This is a genomic window from Achromobacter sp. ACM03 (assembly GCF_014851665.1).
Classification (GTDB): Bacteria; Pseudomonadota; Gammaproteobacteria; order Burkholderiales; family Burkholderiaceae_B; genus Achromobacter; species Achromobacter aegrifaciens.
Genome location: NZ_JACVAD010000011.1, coordinates 46,385 through 63,094, shown reverse-complemented (window position 1 = coordinate 63,094; position 16,710 = coordinate 46,385). Strand labels below are relative to the sequence as shown.

The window sequence follows — 16,710 nt, the reverse complement described above, 5'->3', positions numbered from 1 at the left end:
CTGACATGTTGCACTACGCCGTAGTTTTCTTCGTCATCGCCATCATCGCGGCTGTCCTGGGCTTCGGCGGCATCGCCGCCGGCGCTGCCGGCATCGCCAAGATCCTGTTCTTCGTCTTCCTGGTACTGGCGCTGCTGTCCATCCTCGGCGGCGCTTTCCGCAAAAAATAGAACTCGGACCCAAGACACCACACAATCCTCGCGTCCCGACGCGCTGAACCACTAACAAGGAGCATGACTATGGAATTCCGCAAGCTGATCGCCGCCGCTGCACTGGGCACGGGCGCCGTCTTCACTTCCATGGCTTTTGCCGCCGATGACGGCAAGCCGAAACAGTCCGTGGGTGAGTACGCGTCCGACGCCACCGTGACCACCAAGGTCAAGGCTGCCATCGTGGCCGACAAGCAGCTGAGCGCGCTGGACATCGCCGTGGAGACCAATGCGGGCGTCACCAAGCTGACGGGTACCGTCGGCACCGCAGCCGAAGCCGATCATGCCGCCACCGTGGCGCGCGGCGTCGAAGGCGTCAAGCAGGTGATGAACAACATCAAGGTCGACCCGGCCAAGAACAAGAAGTAAGCCCGACCGGGCCGCTTCGGCCCGGTCTTGAAAACAAGGCGGCGCCTGTGTCCGACACAGGCGCCGCCTTGCTTTTGCGCCGCGTCCCGCGCGGCAGTCCTGATCAGACGTCCACTACGCCCCGGCCTATCTCCAGGGCGCGTCCGCCCACCTGGATCCGGCCATCGGCCTGGACGTCCAGCAACAACCGGCAGGGCCTGCCCATCTGGTCGCCCTGCTCCACCAGGATGCTGGCGGGCAAGGGTCGCTTTTGATGCAAAAGCCAGCCGCCCAGATTGGCGCAGGCCGAACCCGTGCCGGCGTCTTCGTTCACGCCGCCGCCCGCCTTGGCGTAGAAATAGCGCGCCACCACCACCTGGCGCCCATCCTGCTGGCGGCTGTCGTCGAAAGCGTAGGCATACATGACCTTGCGGCCCAGGCTGTTGGCCTGCCAACGGTCCAGCCGCGAGGCATCGGGCGCAACGCGGCGTACCGCGTCCACGCTGGCCAGCGGCACCAGCAGTTGATCGGCGCCGGTGTCCAGCCAGATCGGATCGTCCAGCAGATCGCTCGCATCCAGACCCAGCAGGCTGGCGATTTCGCCTCGCTCCAGCTCGGGCGCGGCGGTGCGCACGCCATCCGGGCACGGCGCGGTAAAGGTCCAGGCATCGCCGCGCGCCGTCACCGGCACCACGCCGGCAGCGAACTCCAGGGTCAATGCATCGCCCGTCTGCCGCAAGTCACGCACGACCTGCGAGGTGCCTATGGTGGGATGGCCCGCGAACTTCATCTCGAAGCCCGGCGTGAAGATGCGCACGCGCGCTGCCGCCTTGTCGGAGGGCAGGATGAAGGTCGTTTCGGACAGATTGAATTGCGCCGCCAGATTCAGCATCGTGGCGTCGTCCATGCCGCGCGCGTCTTCGAACACGCAGAGCTGGTTGCCGCTGAAGGTGGAGGAAGCGAAAACGTTGAGCAGGCGGAAAGCGTAGGTGGCCATGGCGGTAGCGATAGTTGAAAACATTGCGCCGGCTTGAGCCGGCGCGTTCCCTACTTTATCGCAAGCCTCGGGCCCGGACTACCAGACCGCGAAGAACAACACCCATGCCAGGCAGAACGGCGCCAGGCCGGCTGCCAGCACCAGCCAGGCCAGCCCCTTGCGCCAACCGCTTGCCGCGCGCGGCTTGAGCAGGCGCGCATACAGGCGCAGCGTCCACAGCACCGCCAGGCTTAGCAGCGTGAACCGCACCGGCGCGGCCCAGGCGGCCTGCATCCCTTCGTGCTTGAGCAGATTTACGGTGGTGGCCGACAGGCCCAGGAACACGCCGATGCCGGCGGAAGGAATCAGGGCCTGCGCCAGTTTGTGCAGGCCAGGACGGCCCCAGCGCGTCGCGGGTTCGCCTTCCACCGGCGCGGCGGGCGCCAGGCGGTCGGCGATCCACAACGACAGGAAGGAAGCGCCGCCGACACAGATCGTGGCGCCGACGACGAACATCAGGATGCCGGCGCCGTCCAGCCACGAGAAGCTGTCGTTCACTTCCGGGTAATGCGTCAGGATGAACCAGGGCGCGTTGTCCAGCAGCGGCCACACGATGTCGTGTTCGACCAGCCAGGTCGCGGCCCACTGCTTGGCGGTCACGTACCAGGGGCTGGCGCTCCAGAGGAAGGCGCCGATCGCGATGCCCATCAGGCCGAAGCACAGCAGCGCCGTCTGCCATGGATCGCCATGGGTGACATGCACGATTTCTTCTTCGGGCGAACGCGGCGTCAGCTCGATCGCACCGCGATAGCCGCTGCAGCGTCCGCAGACATGGCAGTCGCCCGCGCCCTTCATGTGGCGCAGCGGTACCAGCGGCGCACAGTTGATGGGCTCGATGCGGATGACAGGATGACGCCACTTCTCTTCGTCGACCTTGAAGTGCCAGGGAGCCAGCTTGGCCAACAGGTTGAAGACGCCGTTGACCGGGCACAGGTACTTGCACCACACGCGCTTGCTGCGGCCGTAGCGCCAGCCGACGATCATGGCCGCCACCGTGGACCCGCCCAACACCGCCAGCACCGCCAGCGGATATTGATAGACGCTGACCAGTTGACCGTAGACGGTCGTCAACGCGAACGCGACGAAAGGCCAGCCGCCCCAACGCATCCATTTCGGAATCGCATGGCCCTGGCCGCGCTCGCTGGCCCATTCGGTCAGCATGCCCTCCGGACAGAGCCAGCCGCACCAGGCCCGGCCCAGGATGGGCATGGAAATCAGCACGAACGGCCACCACACGCCCCAGAACGCGAACTGAGCGACGATGGTCAGATTGTTGAAGACCGAGGCCGCGTTGTCCGGCAAGGGCAGGATCGCGGGCACGATCAAAAGGAACGCGTATATCGCAACAATGCCCCACTGCAGCTTGCGCAACAGCGGGGCATGGTCACGGAGAAAGTCGGCGATACGGGAGGTCGCCCTCCCGAGTGCAGCTGCCATGGTCAAACCTTCAAATATTCAGTCCGGCAACAGTCGGGTTCAGGTGGCGCTGCGGGCGGCGGTGGCAGCGCCTGCCGGCTTGCTCCCCACCCAGCGCAGCAGCGCCCACACAATGATCCAGTAAGCCACCCACAACAGCACCGAGATCACCGCAGGCAGCGCGCGGTAGCCGGCGAAGTCGGCCAGGACCTTGCCCACGCCGGTGCTGTCGCTCAAGAGCCACGAGCTGTCCCAGACCGGATCCACGATGGTCGGCAGCACGTCCAGCGAAATCAGGTGATCCAGGCCGCCCACCAGCAGCGAGCCGGCCAACAGCAGCAACAGGATTTCGGTCACGCGGAAGAAGCGGCGCCAGGTGATGAGCTTGCCGCCCAATTGCAACAGCCAGAACGTCAGCAACGCCACCACAAAACCGGCCACGCCAGCCAGCGCCAGCATCAGCATGTCGCTGCCTCCCTCGCCCGCCGACACGGTGCCGTACAGGAACACCACGGTTTCGCTGCCTTCGCGCGCCACGGCAATGGCCACCAGCACGAACAGGCCCCACCAGTTGTCGCTGGCGACGGAAGCGCGGGCTCCGCCTTCGAGTTCGCCCTTGAGCGTGCGGCCGTGCTTCTTCATCCACACCACCATCTGCACCACCAGCGCGCACGCGGCCAGCGACATGATGGCCTGGAACCATTCCTGGCCTTCGTCGCTGAGCCAGGAGGAGACGCCCAGCAGCACCAGCGCCAGGGCCACGGCCAGCGCCAGGCCTGCCGCGACGCCACCCCATAGGTAGTTCAGGCCGCGCTTGCCCTCCGGCGTGGAGCGCAGCCAGGTGTAGAGTATGCCCACCACCAGCATGGCTTCGACGCTTTCACGCCAGACGATAAAGAGGACCTGTTCCATATATTGCTACCGCTTATTCCTTGGGTTTGACGACCAAGGTGCCTTTCACGCTCTGGTGAAAGTCATCAAAAAATGGATACTCGCCGGGGCGGGAAATGGTGATCACCACGAAAGACTTCACACCCGGCCCCAGGACTTTTTCCTTGCGCAGCGGAATGCTTTCGAATTCCACCGGCTCGTTGCTCTCGTTGATGAGCTCGATCTTGAAACGGCCCGCCGGCACTTCCAGCGTGGCGGGCTCGAACGTACCGTTCGGCTTGAAGGTCAGCGTGAACGTGGGTAGTTCGTCAGCCTGCGCGGGCGCCCCGCCGGCCAGGCCGGCCAGGCCGATCAGCAATGCGGCGGCAACGCGAAGCAGGCTGCGCACGATCAGTAACCGCCCTTCTTGCCGGTGCCGGCGTAGACGAATTCATATTCGAGGTCGAAGGGCTCGAACCACGGCCCCACGCCGGTTTCCTTGTCGATGTGACGGCCGAAGTGACTCATCTTGTCCGCGGTCGGCGGCAGGATGGAGTATTTCAGCTTGTACTTGCCCGGACCTTCCAGCTTGACGTTCTCGCCGTAGTGCGGACCGTCGTTGGCGACCATCGGCATGAAGGTGCCCTTCTGCACGTTCTGGCTGCCGACCTTCTGGATTTCGTACTTCACGACCAGGTAAGGCACCCACTCGCCTTCGGGGAAGCCCGTCTTGTTGCCGGCGGTGGCGTGAATGTCGGCCTCAAGGTGCACATCCGAATCCTTGGCCGGGCGCATCATGCCCGGGGGGTCCATTTCGATCGGCTGCAGATACACCGCGCCGATTTCCATGCCGCCCTTTTCCACCGGTTTGCCGATGGGGTATTCGGCCGCGTTCGCGGCGGAAACGCTCAGGGCGACAATGGCCAGGGCCAAGGCTTTCTTGATCATGTGCATAATCCTTGAGACACAAATGAGACGACGGCTCCTAAAATACAAACAAGAACCGTTTTCATTAATGTAACCAAATCAACTGACAGAACCCTGAACCTCGGATCAGGAAAATCTGTGGATCATTGCGTTTGATCAAGCGGCGAAAAAGGCCCTGACCTTTTTTCAGAGCCCGAGAAACTTGAACGGCGCCGCGGGCTGGAAGTCGCGCGTGGCGTCGCCCGCAAACGTGTGGCGCTGATCCGGCCCCAGGTCCAGCTTCAGCACCTTGCCTGTTTCCGAACTGAAGTCCAGGGCCTTCAGGTCCACCCAGAACGTGTTGGGCGTCAGGGCCGATTCGAAGAAGTACAGCTTGCGCTGGTGGTCGAAGACGGTGCGCCAGCGGGTGGACGAGATATTGGGTTGTCCGGGCGTGCTGATGCCATAGGGTACGGAGACGTTGCGTATCACGCTGAAGACGCTGGCCAGCGCCTTGTTGGGATCGGGATCCTTGGGGATGGCGTTGATGTAGAACGATGCGCGCACGAAACGGTCGGCTGCGCGGTTGGTGCCCGGCAGCATGGTGGTGCCGCCGATCTGCTGCCAGTAGGCATCGAGCGCAAGCTGCTGCTCGAACTGAGGCGAGTTGGTCATCACCTGGTAGTCGCGGCTATGGTGGATCACCTGGCGTCCGCCGATGTATTCGATGATGGCGCTGTCGCCGCTGGCGTCCGAGATCGACAGGTGCAGCGTCGTCAGGCGGTCCTCGCCCGGCACGTTGTCCGAGACGATGGTGTAGGGTTCCTGCTCCAGCGCCGCCACGGCCTCCTTGACGGTGGCGTAGTTGTCCAGCACGTATTGCGCCCACGCCGCGATGGTCAGGCCGGGCTTGCTCTTCGCATCGAATTGCGGGTACTGCGATTCGGCCAGCCACAGCAGATTGGCGCTCAGGCCCGCCTCGTTCACGCCATCGGTGGTGGAGACGTCATAGCCGGACGTGACCACGCTGCCGTAGCGCGAAGTCCAGCGCAGGGAGTTCGGGCCGGCCTCGCCGCTGCGCGCCATGCCGCGCGGCAATACCCACAGGTTGCTGGTGATGTCGTTCTTCCAGTCCATGGAGCGTGCGGTAACCACCTGCTGGTTGGCGCCATGGAAGACCACGCGCGTGCAAGCCCAAGCGGCGGGCGACGCGGACATGGCCGTCAAGCCTGCCAGTGCCGCGCAGGCCAGGCGGGAAAACGCCTTGTTCAGTCTCATGCTTGCTCTCCGAGGTATCTGTGCTTGCTTGCCGCGCGAGCAGAACCTGCACGCGGTGATGAAAAAACACCCCAAGAACCAGATCTCTGTCCGGCTTTTGGGGTGCTGATCGATGAGGCCGCGCCAGGCACGGCCCCGCCATTACTTGCGGCCGGGACCTTGCGTGCCGCCAGGCGTGAACGGGAAGGTCGAGAACATGGCGCGGGTCTGATCCTGCATCTGGTCCTGCATCTGCACGAACAGATTCTTGCTCTGGTCGATGTAGTTGTTCATCATGTTCTGCAGCATGGGCGTCTGCACGTTCATGAACTGGGCCCAGGCCTCGGGGCCGAATTGGCTGCCGTACAGGCCCTTGGATTGCTCCGCCATGCGCTGCTGGATTTCCATGAAGGCCTGGATGTTCTTTTCCAGGTAGGAACCCATGATGCCCTGCATGGCATGGCCATAGAAACGGATGATCTGCGACAGCATGTTCGAGGAGAACATGGGCATGCCGCCGCTTTCCTCTTCAAGGATGATCTGCAGCAGGATGCTGCGCGTCAGGTCTTCGCTGCTCTTGGCATCGACGACCTGGAATTCTTCGTTTGCCAGGACCAGTTGCTTGACATCTGCCAGGGTGATGTAGGTGCTGGTCCGGGTGTCGTACAGGCGACGGTTGGGGTACTTTTTAATCAGGCGCAGGCTGGCGCCGGTTTGTGCTTGCGTCATGGTTGTCCCCGGATCGGGCGATCTCTAAGGCTTCGGATAGGGTTAGTGTAATCCGGAGGGCCCTCTCCCCGAGGCCCTCCGGCGCCGACGGGCCGCCCGCTGGCGGCCCGCGATGGGTCAGCCCATGTGCAGGCCGCCATTGAGCGAGAAGTCCGCGCCCGTCGAAAAGCCGGACTCGTCCGAGGCCAACCACGACGTCATGGACGCGATTTCTTCCGGCGTGCCAAGGCGGCGCACCGGGATGGTGGCGACGATCTTTTCCAGCACGTCGGGACGGATGGCGCGGACCATGTCGGTGCCGATGTAGCCGGGCGAAATCGTGTTGACGGTGACGCCCTTGCTGGCGACTTCCTGGGCCAACGCCATGGTGAAGCCATGGATGCCGGCCTTGGCGGTCGAATAGTTCGTCTGGCCGAACTGGCCTTTCTGCCCGTTCACCGAGCTGATGTTGATGATGCGCCCCCACTGGCGTTCGACCATGCCGTCGATCACCTGTTTGGTCACATTGAACAAGCTGTTCAGGTTGGTGTCGATGACCGCGCGCCAATCGTCCGCGCTCATCTTGCGGAACAGGCCATCGCGGGTGATGCCCGCGTTGTTGACCAGCACGTCGACCGGGCCCAGCTCCTTCGTGACCCGTTCGAAGGCTTCTACCGTGGAGTCCCAATCGGACACGTTGCCCACGGACGCGTAGAACGTGTAGCCCTGCGCTGCCTGCTCATCCAGCCACTGCTGGTAGTTGCGGCTGGGGCCGCAACCTGCCACCACGCGAAAGCCATCCTTGGCCAAGCGCTGGCAAATAGAGGTGCCGATACCGCCCATCCCGCCTGTAACGTAAGCCAGTTTTCCGCTCATTGGACTTCCTCCTGTGTGCGACGGACGCCTCGTTGATTAACCTTCTTCTCGTCTGGGCCTAACCGCTGGTCGCGGCTTCAGGCTGCCCGGACTTTCACATATCTGCCAGGCGCCGGCTCTATCGGCCGGTACTTGGCATTGCCCAATTTTTCACGCGCCTTGACCTGCTTGCCGGAATGGCCCGACAGCCAGCCGGCCCAATCGGGCCACCAGCTGCCCGGCGTCTCGACCGCTTGCGCGAACCAGGTGTTCGGGTCGCCAGGCAGATGATGGCCTGACTGTTCAAGCTTGTCAGCCGCCCAGTAGCTGCGGCGCTTCTTCGCCGGAGGGTTCACCACGCCGGCGATGTGGCCGGACGCCCCCAGCACGAAGCGCTGCGGTCCGCGCAGCACCTGGGTCGACGCATACGCCGAAACCCAGGGCACGATATGGTCCTCGCGTGACCCGAAGATGTACGCAGGCATTTCCAGGCGCGTCAGGTCCAGCGGCAGGCCCGCGGCCTGCGCGCGGCCCGGCACCTTGAGGTTGTTCTCCAGATAGGTATTGCGGAAATACCAGGAGAAGAACGGGCCGGGCAGATTGGTGCTGTCGCCATTCCAGAACAGCAGGTCGAACGCGGGCGGCTTCTGGCCTTTCAGGTAGTTGCCGACCACATAGTTCCAGACCAGCTCGTTGGGCCGCAGGAACGAGAACGTGGTGGCGAGATCGCGCCCGGGCATCAGCCCGCCCTGCCCCAACTGGTGGTCGCGCAGCAGCGCGTGCGCTTCGTCGACGAAGACGTTGAGGATGCCGGTATCGTGGAAATCCAGCAGCGAGGTCAACAGGGTCAGCGACGCGACCGGATGCTCGCCGCGCGCCTCGGCCAGGGCCAGCGCGGAAGCCAGCATCGTGCCGCCCACGCAGAAGCCCAGCGCATTGACCTGCGGCTGTTTGGTGATGTCGCTGGCCACGCGCAGCGCCTGCAGCACCGCGTCGTCCAGATAATCGGACCAAGTCGCGCGGTCCACGCCATCGGTGTCGCTGGACACCGGATTGCGCCAGGAAATCAGGAATACCGTGTAGCCCTGGTCCACCGCGTGCCGCACGAAGGAATTTTCGGGCTGCAGGTCCAGGATGTAGAACTTGTTGATGTTCGGCGGCACGATGACCAGCGGCCGTTCGTGTACGGTGGCGGTCGACGGCGCGTACTGGATGAGCTGGAACAACCGGTTTTCAAACACCACTTCGCCCGGCGTCACGGCGACGTTGCGGCCGATCTCGAACTGCGATTCGTCGGTCTGCGTGATGCGGCCTTTCTTGACGTCCCCCAGCAGATTGGCCAGCCCTTCGTTGAGCGCGCGTCCGGCGCTTTCGACGATGGATTGCTGGGCATCCGGGTTCAACGCCAGGAAGTTCGACGGCGACAACGCGTCGACCCATTGCATGATGGAAAAGCGCAGGCGATCGCGCATGGGCTCGCTGACCTGGGCCGCGTCGACCATGCGCGACATGGCGCGGGCCGACAGCAGATAGGTATGCGCCAGCAGCAGGTGCGAATGATTGGAGGCCCAGGCATCACCCGAAAAACGGCGGTCTGGCGGCGGCGCAAGCGCGCCACGGCGGGCGTCATCGCAAAGGCGCTGCCACTCGCGGGAGAATTCGGCCTGAATGTCGGCCAGGACTTCCGGTGCCACGCTCACCGGAATGGGCCCTGCGGAGAGATTGGCATTCACTTCGACACCTTGTTATCGAAACTACGCGATTGATGTTGCATTCCGGGTCCGGGACTGTCAATGCGGGTATACAAGGAGGCCTGACAGGGTATGACGCAAGGCCGGCTGCGGGCCTTGCGCCAGATCAAACCGGGCCTAGCCAGGCCAGCAAAGCCATGCGTCCGGTTTCGCCGTCGCGGCGGTACGAGAAGAACCGGTCCGCCCCGGCCACCGTGCACATCCCGCTCAAGGACACTTCTTGTACTCCGGCGCGGCGCAGGCGGAAATCAGCCAATTCGGCGAGGTCGGCCAGCCATTTTCCGGAAATGCCCGGCCGCGGCGTGAAGTAGCGCAGGGTTGCCGGATCGTCCTTGGTGAACGCGTCCAGTACGTCCTGCCCGACCTCGAACGCCTGCGGGCCGATGCCGGGGCCGACCCAGGCGCGCCAGCCCGAGGCCTGCGGCGCCTTGGCGCGCATGGCCGCGAGCGTGTTCTCCAGCACGCCGCCCGACAGGCCGCGCCAGCCGGCATGCGCCGCGCCCAGCACCGTGCCTTGCGCATCGGCGATGACCACGGGCAGGCAATCGGCAACCATCACGGCCAGCACGCGGCCGGGTTGCGCCGTGACGCTGGCGTCGACCGCCGGCTCGTCCGGCAGGTCGGCCTGATCGGCATCCACCACTACGCTGCCATGGACCTGACGCAGCCACAGGGGTTCGGCCGGCAGCGCAGCGCGCACGCGGCGCCGGTTCTCAGTCACCGTGTCCGGATCGTCCCCGGCGCGGCGGCCCAGATTCAAGGTGTCGTGCGGCGCGACGCCCACGCCCCCTGCCCGGGTCGTGCAGAAGTAGTTCACGCCCGGCCATTGCGGGCCCGTCACCACCGGCAAGCCTGCCACTACGCGTTCCATGCAATCTCTTCCTGGACCAAGCTCATGTCGGGAGGCACGGCCGCGGTGAAGTCGACTTCGCCGCGACCGCCCGGATCTTCGAAATGCAGCGCGCGCGCATGCAGCATCTGCCGCTGCGCGCCCGCAATGTTCTTGCCGCCGTAGATGGTATCGGCCAGCAGCGGATGCCCCAGGCTGGCCATGTGCACGCGGATCTGATGGGTGCGGCCGGTTTCCAGGCGGCACACCACTTCGGTGACGCGGCCGCCGGGATCCGCCTCGCCGCGGCGGGCGGGCATGTAATGGGTGATGGCGGGCTTGGGCGCCACCGGGCGCTCCACGCTCATGCGGACCGGCACGCGCGCATCGCGGCCGATGGGACGATCGACCTTGCCGGCCGCGGCCAGCCAGCCGTGGACCAGCGCCACGTACTCGCGGCCCATGCTGCGCGCCTGCAATTGGCGCACCAGGTGGGTCTGGGCGGTTTCGTTGCGCGCCACGACCATCAGGCCGGAGGTGTCCTTGTCCAGGCGGTGCACGATGCCGGCGCGCGCCACCTGCGCCAGTTCGGGATAGCGGTACAGCAGGCCGTTGAGCAGCGTGCCGCTCCAGTTGCCGGCGCCAGGATGCGTCACCAGGCCGGCGGGCTTGTTCACCACGATCCAGTCGGGGCTTTCGGCCACGACCGCGAACTCCACGGGTTCGGGCGCGAAGGCCAGGGTTTCGGGCGCGGGCTGGGGCCAGACGGTGAGTTCGTCGTCGGGTCCGACCGTCTGGCGGATCTTGCCGGGCTTGCCGTTCACGTGGACGTTGCCGGCCTCGATCCAGCCCTGCAGCCGGCTGCGGGAATGCTCGGGCATCAGCCCCGCGAGCACCTTGTCCAACCGGTCGGCGCGCGTGCCGGAAGGCACTGTTACAAATTGCGGTTCCCCCTGCGGGTTTTCTTCGGAAATACCCAGGAGTTCGTCGTCGGAAACGAGATCCGCGCCGGAGGCTGTATCAGACATGGAGACAAATCATATAATCAGCCTTGCATGCTAACACCAAGGATACGATTCTCGTGATTCACCACTCCGCAGCTCCCTCGAATCCCGCCTCCCGAAGCGGGCCGGTCTTGCGCGTGGTTATCGCGCTGCTCGCCGTGATGGTCATCGCCGGTTGCGGCTCGAGCAACAGCAAGTACGACAAGACCACCAACTGGAGCGCCGAACAGCTCTACGCAGACGCCAAGGCGGAAATGGCCTCGGGCGGCTGGAAAGAAGCGCGCGAACGCCTGACCGCGATCGAAAGCCGCTACCCCTTCGGCGTCTACGCCCAGCAAGCCCTGCTTGAGCTTGCCTACGTCAACTGGAAGGACGGCGAAAACGAGCAGGCCCTGGCCGCCATCGACCGCTTCCAGCAGCTCTACCCCAATCACCCCGGCACCGACTACGCCCTTTACCTGAAGGGCCTGATCAACTTCACCCCGGCCAGCGCCTTCATGAGCAGCATCACCGGCCAGGATCCCGCCGAGCGCGATCCCAAGGGCCTGCGCGCGTCCTACGACGCGTTCAACGAGCTGATCAAGCGCTACCCGGACAGCAAGTACACGGTGGATGCCGAGAAGCGCGTCGCCTGGCTGGTCAACACCATCGCCATGAACGAAGTGCACGTCGCCCGCTACTACTACGAGCGCGGCGCCTACGTGGCCGCGGCCAACCGTGCGCAGACCGTCATCACCGACTTCGAAGGCGCCCCCGCCACCGAGGAAGCGCTCTATCTGATGGTCGAGTCCTACGACAAGCTCGGCCTGACCGAACTGAAGAACGACTCGCAGCGCGTGTACGACAAGAACTTCCCCAACAGCGAATTCAAGACCAAGGGCCTGAAGGCCGACAAGAGCTGGTGGAACCCGTTCAACTGACGTAACGCCCGCCGCACCAAGCAAAGCCCCTGCCACGCAGGGGCTTTTTCATGCCGGCGCGCCGCGCCGCAGCGCTTGCGGCGGCTGCCCGTAGATGCGGATGAAGGCGCGGCGCATGCGCTCCGTATCGCCGAAGCCCACCCGGCGCGCGATGGCATCCATGCCGGCCTCGCCTTCCTCGACCAGTTCACGCGCAGCCTCGGCGCGCACGCGCTCCACGGCCTTGGCCGGGGTCTGCCCGGTTTCCAGCTTGAACTGGCGGCAGAACTGGCGCGGACTCAGGCAGGCCACGCCGGCCAGGCGCTCGATGTCCAGGACTTCGTCCAGGTGCTGGCCCACATGGGCCAGCACCTCGCGCATGCGTCCGCTGGCTGGCGCCAGGTCCTGCAATGCAGAGAACTGCGACTGCCCTCCCGTGCGCCGGTGATAGACCACCATCTCGCGGGCGGTGGCGCGGGCGACCGCCTCGCCGTGGTCCGCCTGCACCATGGCCAGCGCCAGGTCGATGCCGGCCGTGATGCCCGCCGAGGTCCAGACCGCGCGGTCCTCGACGTAGATGCGGTCCGCTTCCACCGCAAGCGCAGGATGGCGCTGCTGCAGTTCGGCGGCATGACGCCAGTGGGTGGTCACGCGGCGCCCTTGCAGGATGCCGGCCTGCGCCAGCACGAACGCGCCGGTGCAGACGCTGGCCACGCGCCGGCCGCGCGCATGCGCTGCGCGCAGATAGGCCAGCATGGCCGGGGCCGCCTGGGGTTCGCGCGCGCCCTGGCCACCCGGCACCAGCACGGTGTCGGCGCGCAGACCGCGCCAGGGCCGCGTCAGCACGGGCACGCCGGCCGAACAGCGGACCAGGCCGCCTTCGGCCGACGCCACGGCCACTTCGTAGGCGCCCGGCACCAGTTCGGCAGCGATCTGGAAGACCGACAGCGGGCCTGCCATGTCGAGCAGCTGGAAGTTGGGTACGGGCAGGATGCAAACGCGATGGGTCATGGCATGAAATGAGGGAAAATAGTCATTCTTGCCATAGTTTCCGGCGCTAGAGTGGGGCCTGTCAATCCTCCGGACTCCCACAGCCATGACCTCCTCCACGCGCGGCCTGCGCAATGCCCGCATCCTCGCCGTCTGCCAGGGCCTGTACATCGCGGCGATCTCCATCGACCTGACCCTGACGGCGCTGACCGGCCAGATGCTGGCGCCGCATCCGGCCCTGGCCACGCTGCCGTTCGCGCTGATCACCGTGGCGGGCGCCGCGGTCACCTGGTATGCATCGCTGCTCATGCAGCGCATCGGCCGCCGTGCGGGCTTCATGCTGGGATCGCTGGCGGGCGCGGCCGGCGGGCTGATTTCCGTGGCCGCGGTGTTCGCCAGCGACTTCTGGCTCTTCTGCCTGGGCACGGCGCTGGTCGGCGTGTTCCAGGCGTTTGCGCAGTACTACCGCCTGGCCGCCGCCGACGCGGTACCCGCCGAGGCCAAGAGCCGCGCCATATCCGTGGTCCTGACGGGCGGCGTCATCGCCGCCATCGCGGGGCCGGCGCTGGCGGCCTGGGCCAAGGACATCTTCCCCGCCGCGATCTTTTCCGGCGCCTATCTGATGGTGGCGCTGCTGGGAGCCGCCAGCGCGCTGCTGCTCTTCGCCTACCGCGATCAGGAAGGCGAAGGCGGCCAGCCCGCCGACACGCAGGCCGCAGGCCTGCCGGCCCGTCCTTTGGGCGAGGTCATGCGGCAGCCGATTTTCGTGGCGGCCCTGGCCAACAACGTCGTGGGTTCGGTGTCGATGATGTTTGTCATGACGGCCGCGCCGCTGGCCGCGGTCGCCTGCCAGCACAGCATCGCCGATGGCGCCAGCATCATGCAGTGGCACCTGATCGGCATGTACGCCCCGGCCTTCTTCGCCGGTGCGCTGATCAACCGGCTGGGTCTGCCCCGCGTACTTGGCATGGGCATGGCGTTGAACGCGGCCTGCTCGCTGATCGCGATGCAATCGACTTCGCTCACGGCCTTCCACGCGGCATTGTTCTGCCTGGGCGTGGGCTGGAACTTCATGTTCGTCGGCGGCACCACGCTGCTGGCGCAGTCCTACCGTCCCGCCGAACGGGCGCGCGTACAAGGAGCCGCCGAAATGCTGCGCTACGCCACCACCGCCCTGGCCACGCTGGCCGCGGGTCCGGCGCTCGTGCGCATGGGCTGGGAAACGTTGAACGCCGCCATGCTGCCCATCGTGGGCCTGGCCGCGGTCATGACCGGGTGGTGGGCGATGTCGCGGCGGACGGAACGGGTCGCGGCCTGAGGCGGCTGGCAGGGGCGCCCGCTGGCGCGGGCAGCCCCCAGGGCTGGCTGATTGTGGCGTGAACGGCCGCTAGTCCTGCGGTTCCTGCTTGCGCCGGTAGAACGCCAGTACTTCTTCCAGTTCGCGCGTCCGCGCGAACGGCGGCAGACCGCGCCACAGGCGCTTGCCATAAGGCTTTTCGACCAGGCGCGCGTCGCCCACCATGAGCACGCCCCAGTCCGATTCCGTACGGATCAGACGGCCCGCGCCCTGCTTGAGCGAGATCGCGGCTTCGGGCAGTTGGTATTCCGCAAAGGGATTGCCGCCATGCGCACGGCAGGCGCGCAGGCGCGCCTCGATGACCGGATCGTCGGGCGGCGCGAACGGCAGCTTGTCGATCGCCACCAGGGTCAGCACGTCGCCGGGCAGGTCTATGCCTTCCCAGAAACTGGCGCTGCCCACCAGCACCGGATGCTCCAGTTTGCAGAAGCGGTCCAGCAGATCGCGGCGCGTGCCCTCGCCCTGCTTGAGCAATGGCCATTCATGGCCGGCATCGTCGAAGGCGTCGGCCAGCAGGTTGGCGACCTTGTCCACCGCGCGCAGCGTCGTGCACAGCACCAGCGTGCCGCCGGGGCTGGCCTCCAGCAGCGGCAGCAGGGTCTGCACGAAGCGGTCGAGGAACTGCGGCGATTGCGGTTCGGGCATGCCGCGCGGCACGAACAGCAAGGCCTGTTCGGGATAGTCGAAGGGCGATTCCCATTTGCCCGTGCGCGCCTTCTCCAGCCCCAGCTGGCTGGTGAAGTGCGTGAACTCGCCGTTCACGGACAGCGTGGCCGAGGTCATGATCCAGGCCTGGCCCGGCTTGCGGTACTTGGAAAAAGCCTGGGCCACCGACAGCGGCGCCGAATGCAGGCGCACGTGGTGCTGCCCGTGTTCGACCCAGCGCACCGCCGGGCCGGTCCATTGTTCCGCCGCGGCCGCGCCCTCCAGGATGGCGGCAGGCGTGGGCAGTCCGTCGCCCAGCGCCGATTGCACGACGGGTTCGGACGCCTGGTCGTCGCGGCCCCAGCCTTCGTCGGAATGGTCTGCGCCCGCCCGGCCCGGCGTGGCCCAGCGCTTCAGCCGCACCGAAATCTCGGCGCCGCTGCGCGCGGCCGCCATCAGGTCCGGGTGCTTTTCGGCCACCGCGCCCAGCGCCTTGGCCGCGCCGTCCACGGCCTCGCGCAGCGCCAACAGCGCTTCGTCGAATTCCTCGGGATTGGGGATGGCCTCGAAAGTCGCCTTGCGGCCGGGCATACGGTCCAGCGGCGCACAGACCAGGCGCAGCTCGCGCGCCGCCGTTTCCACATGGCGGCTGACGTCGCTCCATTTGGCGGCTTCGCGCGCGTAGGCCAGGCCGGCCGCTTCCAGCGCGCGGCCGAAATCCAGCAACTGGTGCGTGGACACGCTGCTGCCCAGAAAGCGGGTGGCCGTGTCCGGCAACTGGTGCGCTTCGTCGAAGATCACGGTGTCCGCTTCGGGCAGCAGGTCGGTCACGCCCTCTTCGCGCAGCACCAGGTCGGCCATGAACAGGGCATGGTTCACGACCACCACGTCGGCTTCCTGCGCCTGGCGGCGCGCCTTCACCACGAAGCAGTCGCGGATGCGCGGGCATTCCTGGCCCAGGCAGTTCTCGCGCGTGGAGGTCACGCGCTGCCAGATGTCGGCGTCTTCCGGTACCTGCGCCAGGTCGCCGCGGTCGCCCGTCTTGGAAATGCCCGCGAACACCTGGATCTGGCGCAACTGCTGGATTTCGGTGCGCGACTTCAGCGCGCGCTCGTCGCCCTGCAGGCGATCCAGGTGGTAATGACAGAGGTAGTTGCCGCGGCCCTTGAGCAGCGCGGCCGTCACCGGCGCGGCCAACGCCGCGCGCACGCGCGGCAGGTCACGGGCGAAAAGCTGGTCCTGCAGGGTGCGCGTACCCGTGGAAATCAGCACCTTGCCGCCCTGGATGAAGGCGGGTACAAGATAGGCCCAGGTTTTGCCGATGCCGGTGCCTGCCTCCGCCACCAAGGTGGCGCGGTCCTGGATGGCCTGCCCTATGGCCTGCGAGAGTTCGACCTGTGAAGGCCGGGGCTTGTAGCCGGGCAAAGCCGTGGCCAAAGGCCCGTCGGCGTCGAAGAATTCGGAGATATCCAGGTCCAGCATAGCGAGTCAACGGTGAACCGGTGCCGGTTGCGGTTCGGGCGCCAGACACTTGGGTGGGAAAGGACCAAATGATACCCGCTGCCGGGCCGCGGATTGGCCGCCAGGCCGTCGCGAGGGGGACATATCCGTCCACCCTGGCACGTTTTGT

Annotated in this window: 17 protein-coding genes; 4 read left to right on the top strand and 13 right to left on the bottom strand. The window is 66.0% G+C overall.

Features of this window, described 5'->3' with window-relative positions; translation table 11 throughout:
- Window positions 1-5 precede the first annotated feature (5 nt).
- A complete protein-coding gene (locus IB257_RS29850) occupies window positions 6-170 on the top strand; it encodes a DUF1328 domain-containing protein (RefSeq protein WP_006389411.1) in 165 nt (54 codons plus the stop codon).
- 69 nt (window positions 171-239) lie between these two features.
- Window positions 240-578, top strand: coding sequence for a BON domain-containing protein (locus IB257_RS29845; RefSeq protein ID WP_013392352.1), 339 nt, complete (start codon window positions 240-242; stop codon window positions 576-578).
- Between the two features lie 103 nt (window positions 579-681).
- Here the strand turns inward: IB257_RS29845 and IB257_RS29840 are convergent, their stop codons facing one another.
- From IB257_RS29840 to IB257_RS29790, 11 genes are all read right to left on the bottom strand, one after another.
- Window positions 682-1,554, bottom strand: a complete 873-nt coding sequence (locus tag IB257_RS29840; protein WP_192493225.1) for a PhzF family phenazine biosynthesis protein — start codon at window positions 1,552-1,554, stop codon at window positions 682-684.
- 78 nt (window positions 1,555-1,632) lie between these two features.
- Window positions 1,633-3,030, bottom strand: coding sequence for a 4Fe-4S binding protein (locus IB257_RS29835; protein ID WP_192493224.1), 1,398 nt, complete (start codon window positions 3,028-3,030; stop codon window positions 1,633-1,635).
- 39 nt (window positions 3,031-3,069) lie between these two features.
- Window positions 3,070-3,921: an FTR1 family protein gene (locus IB257_RS29830; RefSeq protein WP_192493223.1), complete on the bottom strand. Its 852-nt coding sequence runs from the start codon at window positions 3,919-3,921 to the stop codon at window positions 3,070-3,072.
- Window positions 3,922-3,934: 13 nt separating this feature from the next.
- Window positions 3,935-4,288 carry a cupredoxin domain-containing protein gene (locus tag IB257_RS29825; RefSeq protein WP_054450809.1) on the bottom strand — a complete coding sequence of 118 codons (354 nt, stop codon included), beginning with the start codon at window positions 4,286-4,288 and terminating at the stop codon, window positions 3,935-3,937.
- A gap of 2 nt (window positions 4,289-4,290) precedes the next feature.
- On the bottom strand, window positions 4,291-4,827 hold the full coding sequence (locus IB257_RS29820) for an iron transporter (RefSeq protein ID WP_088139137.1): 537 nt from the start codon (window positions 4,825-4,827) through the stop codon (window positions 4,291-4,293).
- A gap of 165 nt (window positions 4,828-4,992) precedes the next feature.
- Window positions 4,993-6,003, bottom strand: a complete 1,011-nt coding sequence (locus IB257_RS29815) for a linear amide C-N hydrolase (protein WP_370540140.1) — start codon at window positions 6,001-6,003, stop codon at window positions 4,993-4,995.
- Window positions 6,004-6,204: 201 nt separating this feature from the next.
- Window positions 6,205-6,771 carry a polyhydroxyalkanoate synthesis repressor PhaR gene (phaR, locus tag IB257_RS29810; protein WP_042792481.1) on the bottom strand — a complete coding sequence of 189 codons (567 nt, stop codon included), beginning with the start codon at window positions 6,769-6,771 and terminating at the stop codon, window positions 6,205-6,207.
- Window positions 6,772-6,888: 117 nt separating this feature from the next.
- Window positions 6,889-7,626, bottom strand: a complete 738-nt coding sequence (gene phbB / locus IB257_RS29805; protein ID WP_054450805.1) for an acetoacetyl-CoA reductase — start codon at window positions 7,624-7,626, stop codon at window positions 6,889-6,891.
- 77 nt (window positions 7,627-7,703) lie between these two features.
- On the bottom strand, window positions 7,704-9,338 hold the full coding sequence (gene phaC, locus IB257_RS29800) for a class I poly(R)-hydroxyalkanoic acid synthase (RefSeq protein ID WP_054450803.1): 1,635 nt from the start codon (window positions 9,336-9,338) through the stop codon (window positions 7,704-7,706).
- A gap of 124 nt (window positions 9,339-9,462) precedes the next feature.
- Complete coding sequence (gene pgeF, locus IB257_RS29795; protein ID WP_192493221.1) at window positions 9,463-10,227, bottom strand: peptidoglycan editing factor PgeF; 765 nt, start codon at window positions 10,225-10,227, stop codon at window positions 9,463-9,465.
- A complete protein-coding gene (locus tag IB257_RS29790) occupies window positions 10,215-11,213 on the bottom strand; it encodes an RluA family pseudouridine synthase (RefSeq protein WP_054450799.1) in 999 nt (332 codons plus the stop codon). The genes pgeF and IB257_RS29790 overlap by 13 nt, the downstream gene beginning before the upstream one ends.
- Before the next feature lie 137 nt (window positions 11,214-11,350).
- Here IB257_RS29790 and IB257_RS29785 point away from each other — a divergent pair, with 137 nt between their 5' ends.
- Window positions 11,351-12,109 carry an outer membrane protein assembly factor BamD gene (locus tag IB257_RS29785; protein WP_233564578.1) on the top strand — a complete coding sequence of 253 codons (759 nt, stop codon included), beginning with the start codon at window positions 11,351-11,353 and terminating at the stop codon, window positions 12,107-12,109.
- A gap of 48 nt (window positions 12,110-12,157) precedes the next feature.
- Here the strand turns inward: IB257_RS29785 and IB257_RS29780 are convergent, their stop codons facing one another.
- Entirely contained in the window at window positions 12,158-13,099 is a 942-nt protein-coding gene (locus IB257_RS29780; protein WP_054450795.1) for a GlxA family transcriptional regulator, read from the bottom strand.
- Between the two features lie 85 nt (window positions 13,100-13,184).
- Here IB257_RS29780 and IB257_RS29775 point away from each other — a divergent pair, with 85 nt between their 5' ends.
- Entirely contained in the window at window positions 13,185-14,396 is a 1,212-nt protein-coding gene (locus IB257_RS29775; RefSeq protein ID WP_175213975.1) for an MFS transporter, read from the top strand.
- A gap of 69 nt (window positions 14,397-14,465) precedes the next feature.
- Here IB257_RS29775 and IB257_RS29770 read toward each other — a convergent pair whose 3' ends face one another.
- Window positions 14,466-16,562 carry an ATP-dependent DNA helicase gene (locus IB257_RS29770; RefSeq protein WP_192493220.1) on the bottom strand — a complete coding sequence of 699 codons (2,097 nt, stop codon included), beginning with the start codon at window positions 16,560-16,562 and terminating at the stop codon, window positions 14,466-14,468.
- Window positions 16,563-16,710: the final 148 nt, after the last annotated feature.

What these genes read in the sequence shown, in the direction of transcription:
- IB257_RS29850 (WP_006389411.1), top strand. Translation starts at nt 6, where the DNA reads ATGTTGCACTACGCCGTAGTTTTCTTCGTCATCGCCATCATCGCGGCT.
- pgeF (WP_192493221.1), bottom strand. Translation starts at nt 10,227, where the DNA reads ATGGAACGCGTAGTGGCAGGCTTGCCGGTGGTGACGGGCCCGCAATGG.
- phaR (WP_042792481.1), bottom strand. Translation starts at nt 6,771, where the DNA reads ATGACGCAAGCACAAACCGGCGCCAGCCTGCGCCTGATTAAAAAGTAC.
- IB257_RS29785 (WP_233564578.1), top strand. Translation starts at nt 11,351, where the DNA reads ATGGTCATCGCCGGTTGCGGCTCGAGCAACAGCAAGTACGACAAGACC.
- IB257_RS29815 (WP_370540140.1), bottom strand. Translation starts at nt 6,003, where the DNA reads ATGTCCGCGTCGCCCGCCGCTTGGGCTTGCACGCGCGTGGTCTTCCAT.
- IB257_RS29830 (WP_192493223.1), bottom strand. Translation starts at nt 3,921, where the DNA reads ATGGAACAGGTCCTCTTTATCGTCTGGCGTGAAAGCGTCGAAGCCATG.
- phbB (WP_054450805.1), bottom strand. Translation starts at nt 7,626, where the DNA reads ATGAGCGGAAAACTGGCTTACGTTACAGGCGGGATGGGCGGTATCGGC.
- IB257_RS29790 (WP_054450799.1), bottom strand. Translation starts at nt 11,213, where the DNA reads ATGTCTGATACAGCCTCCGGCGCGGATCTCGTTTCCGACGACGAACTC.
- IB257_RS29770 (WP_192493220.1), bottom strand. Translation starts at nt 16,562, where the DNA reads ATGCTGGACCTGGATATCTCCGAATTCTTCGACGCCGACGGGCCTTTG.
- IB257_RS29845 (WP_013392352.1), top strand. Translation starts at nt 240, where the DNA reads ATGGAATTCCGCAAGCTGATCGCCGCCGCTGCACTGGGCACGGGCGCC.
- IB257_RS29775 (WP_175213975.1), top strand. Translation starts at nt 13,185, where the DNA reads ATGACCTCCTCCACGCGCGGCCTGCGCAATGCCCGCATCCTCGCCGTC.
- IB257_RS29840 (WP_192493225.1), bottom strand. Translation starts at nt 1,554, where the DNA reads ATGGCCACCTACGCTTTCCGCCTGCTCAACGTTTTCGCTTCCTCCACC.
- IB257_RS29820 (WP_088139137.1), bottom strand. Translation starts at nt 4,827, where the DNA reads ATGATCAAGAAAGCCTTGGCCCTGGCCATTGTCGCCCTGAGCGTTTCC.
- IB257_RS29780 (WP_054450795.1), bottom strand. Translation starts at nt 13,099, where the DNA reads ATGACCCATCGCGTTTGCATCCTGCCCGTACCCAACTTCCAGCTGCTC.
- IB257_RS29835 (WP_192493224.1), bottom strand. Translation starts at nt 3,030, where the DNA reads ATGGCAGCTGCACTCGGGAGGGCGACCTCCCGTATCGCCGACTTTCTC.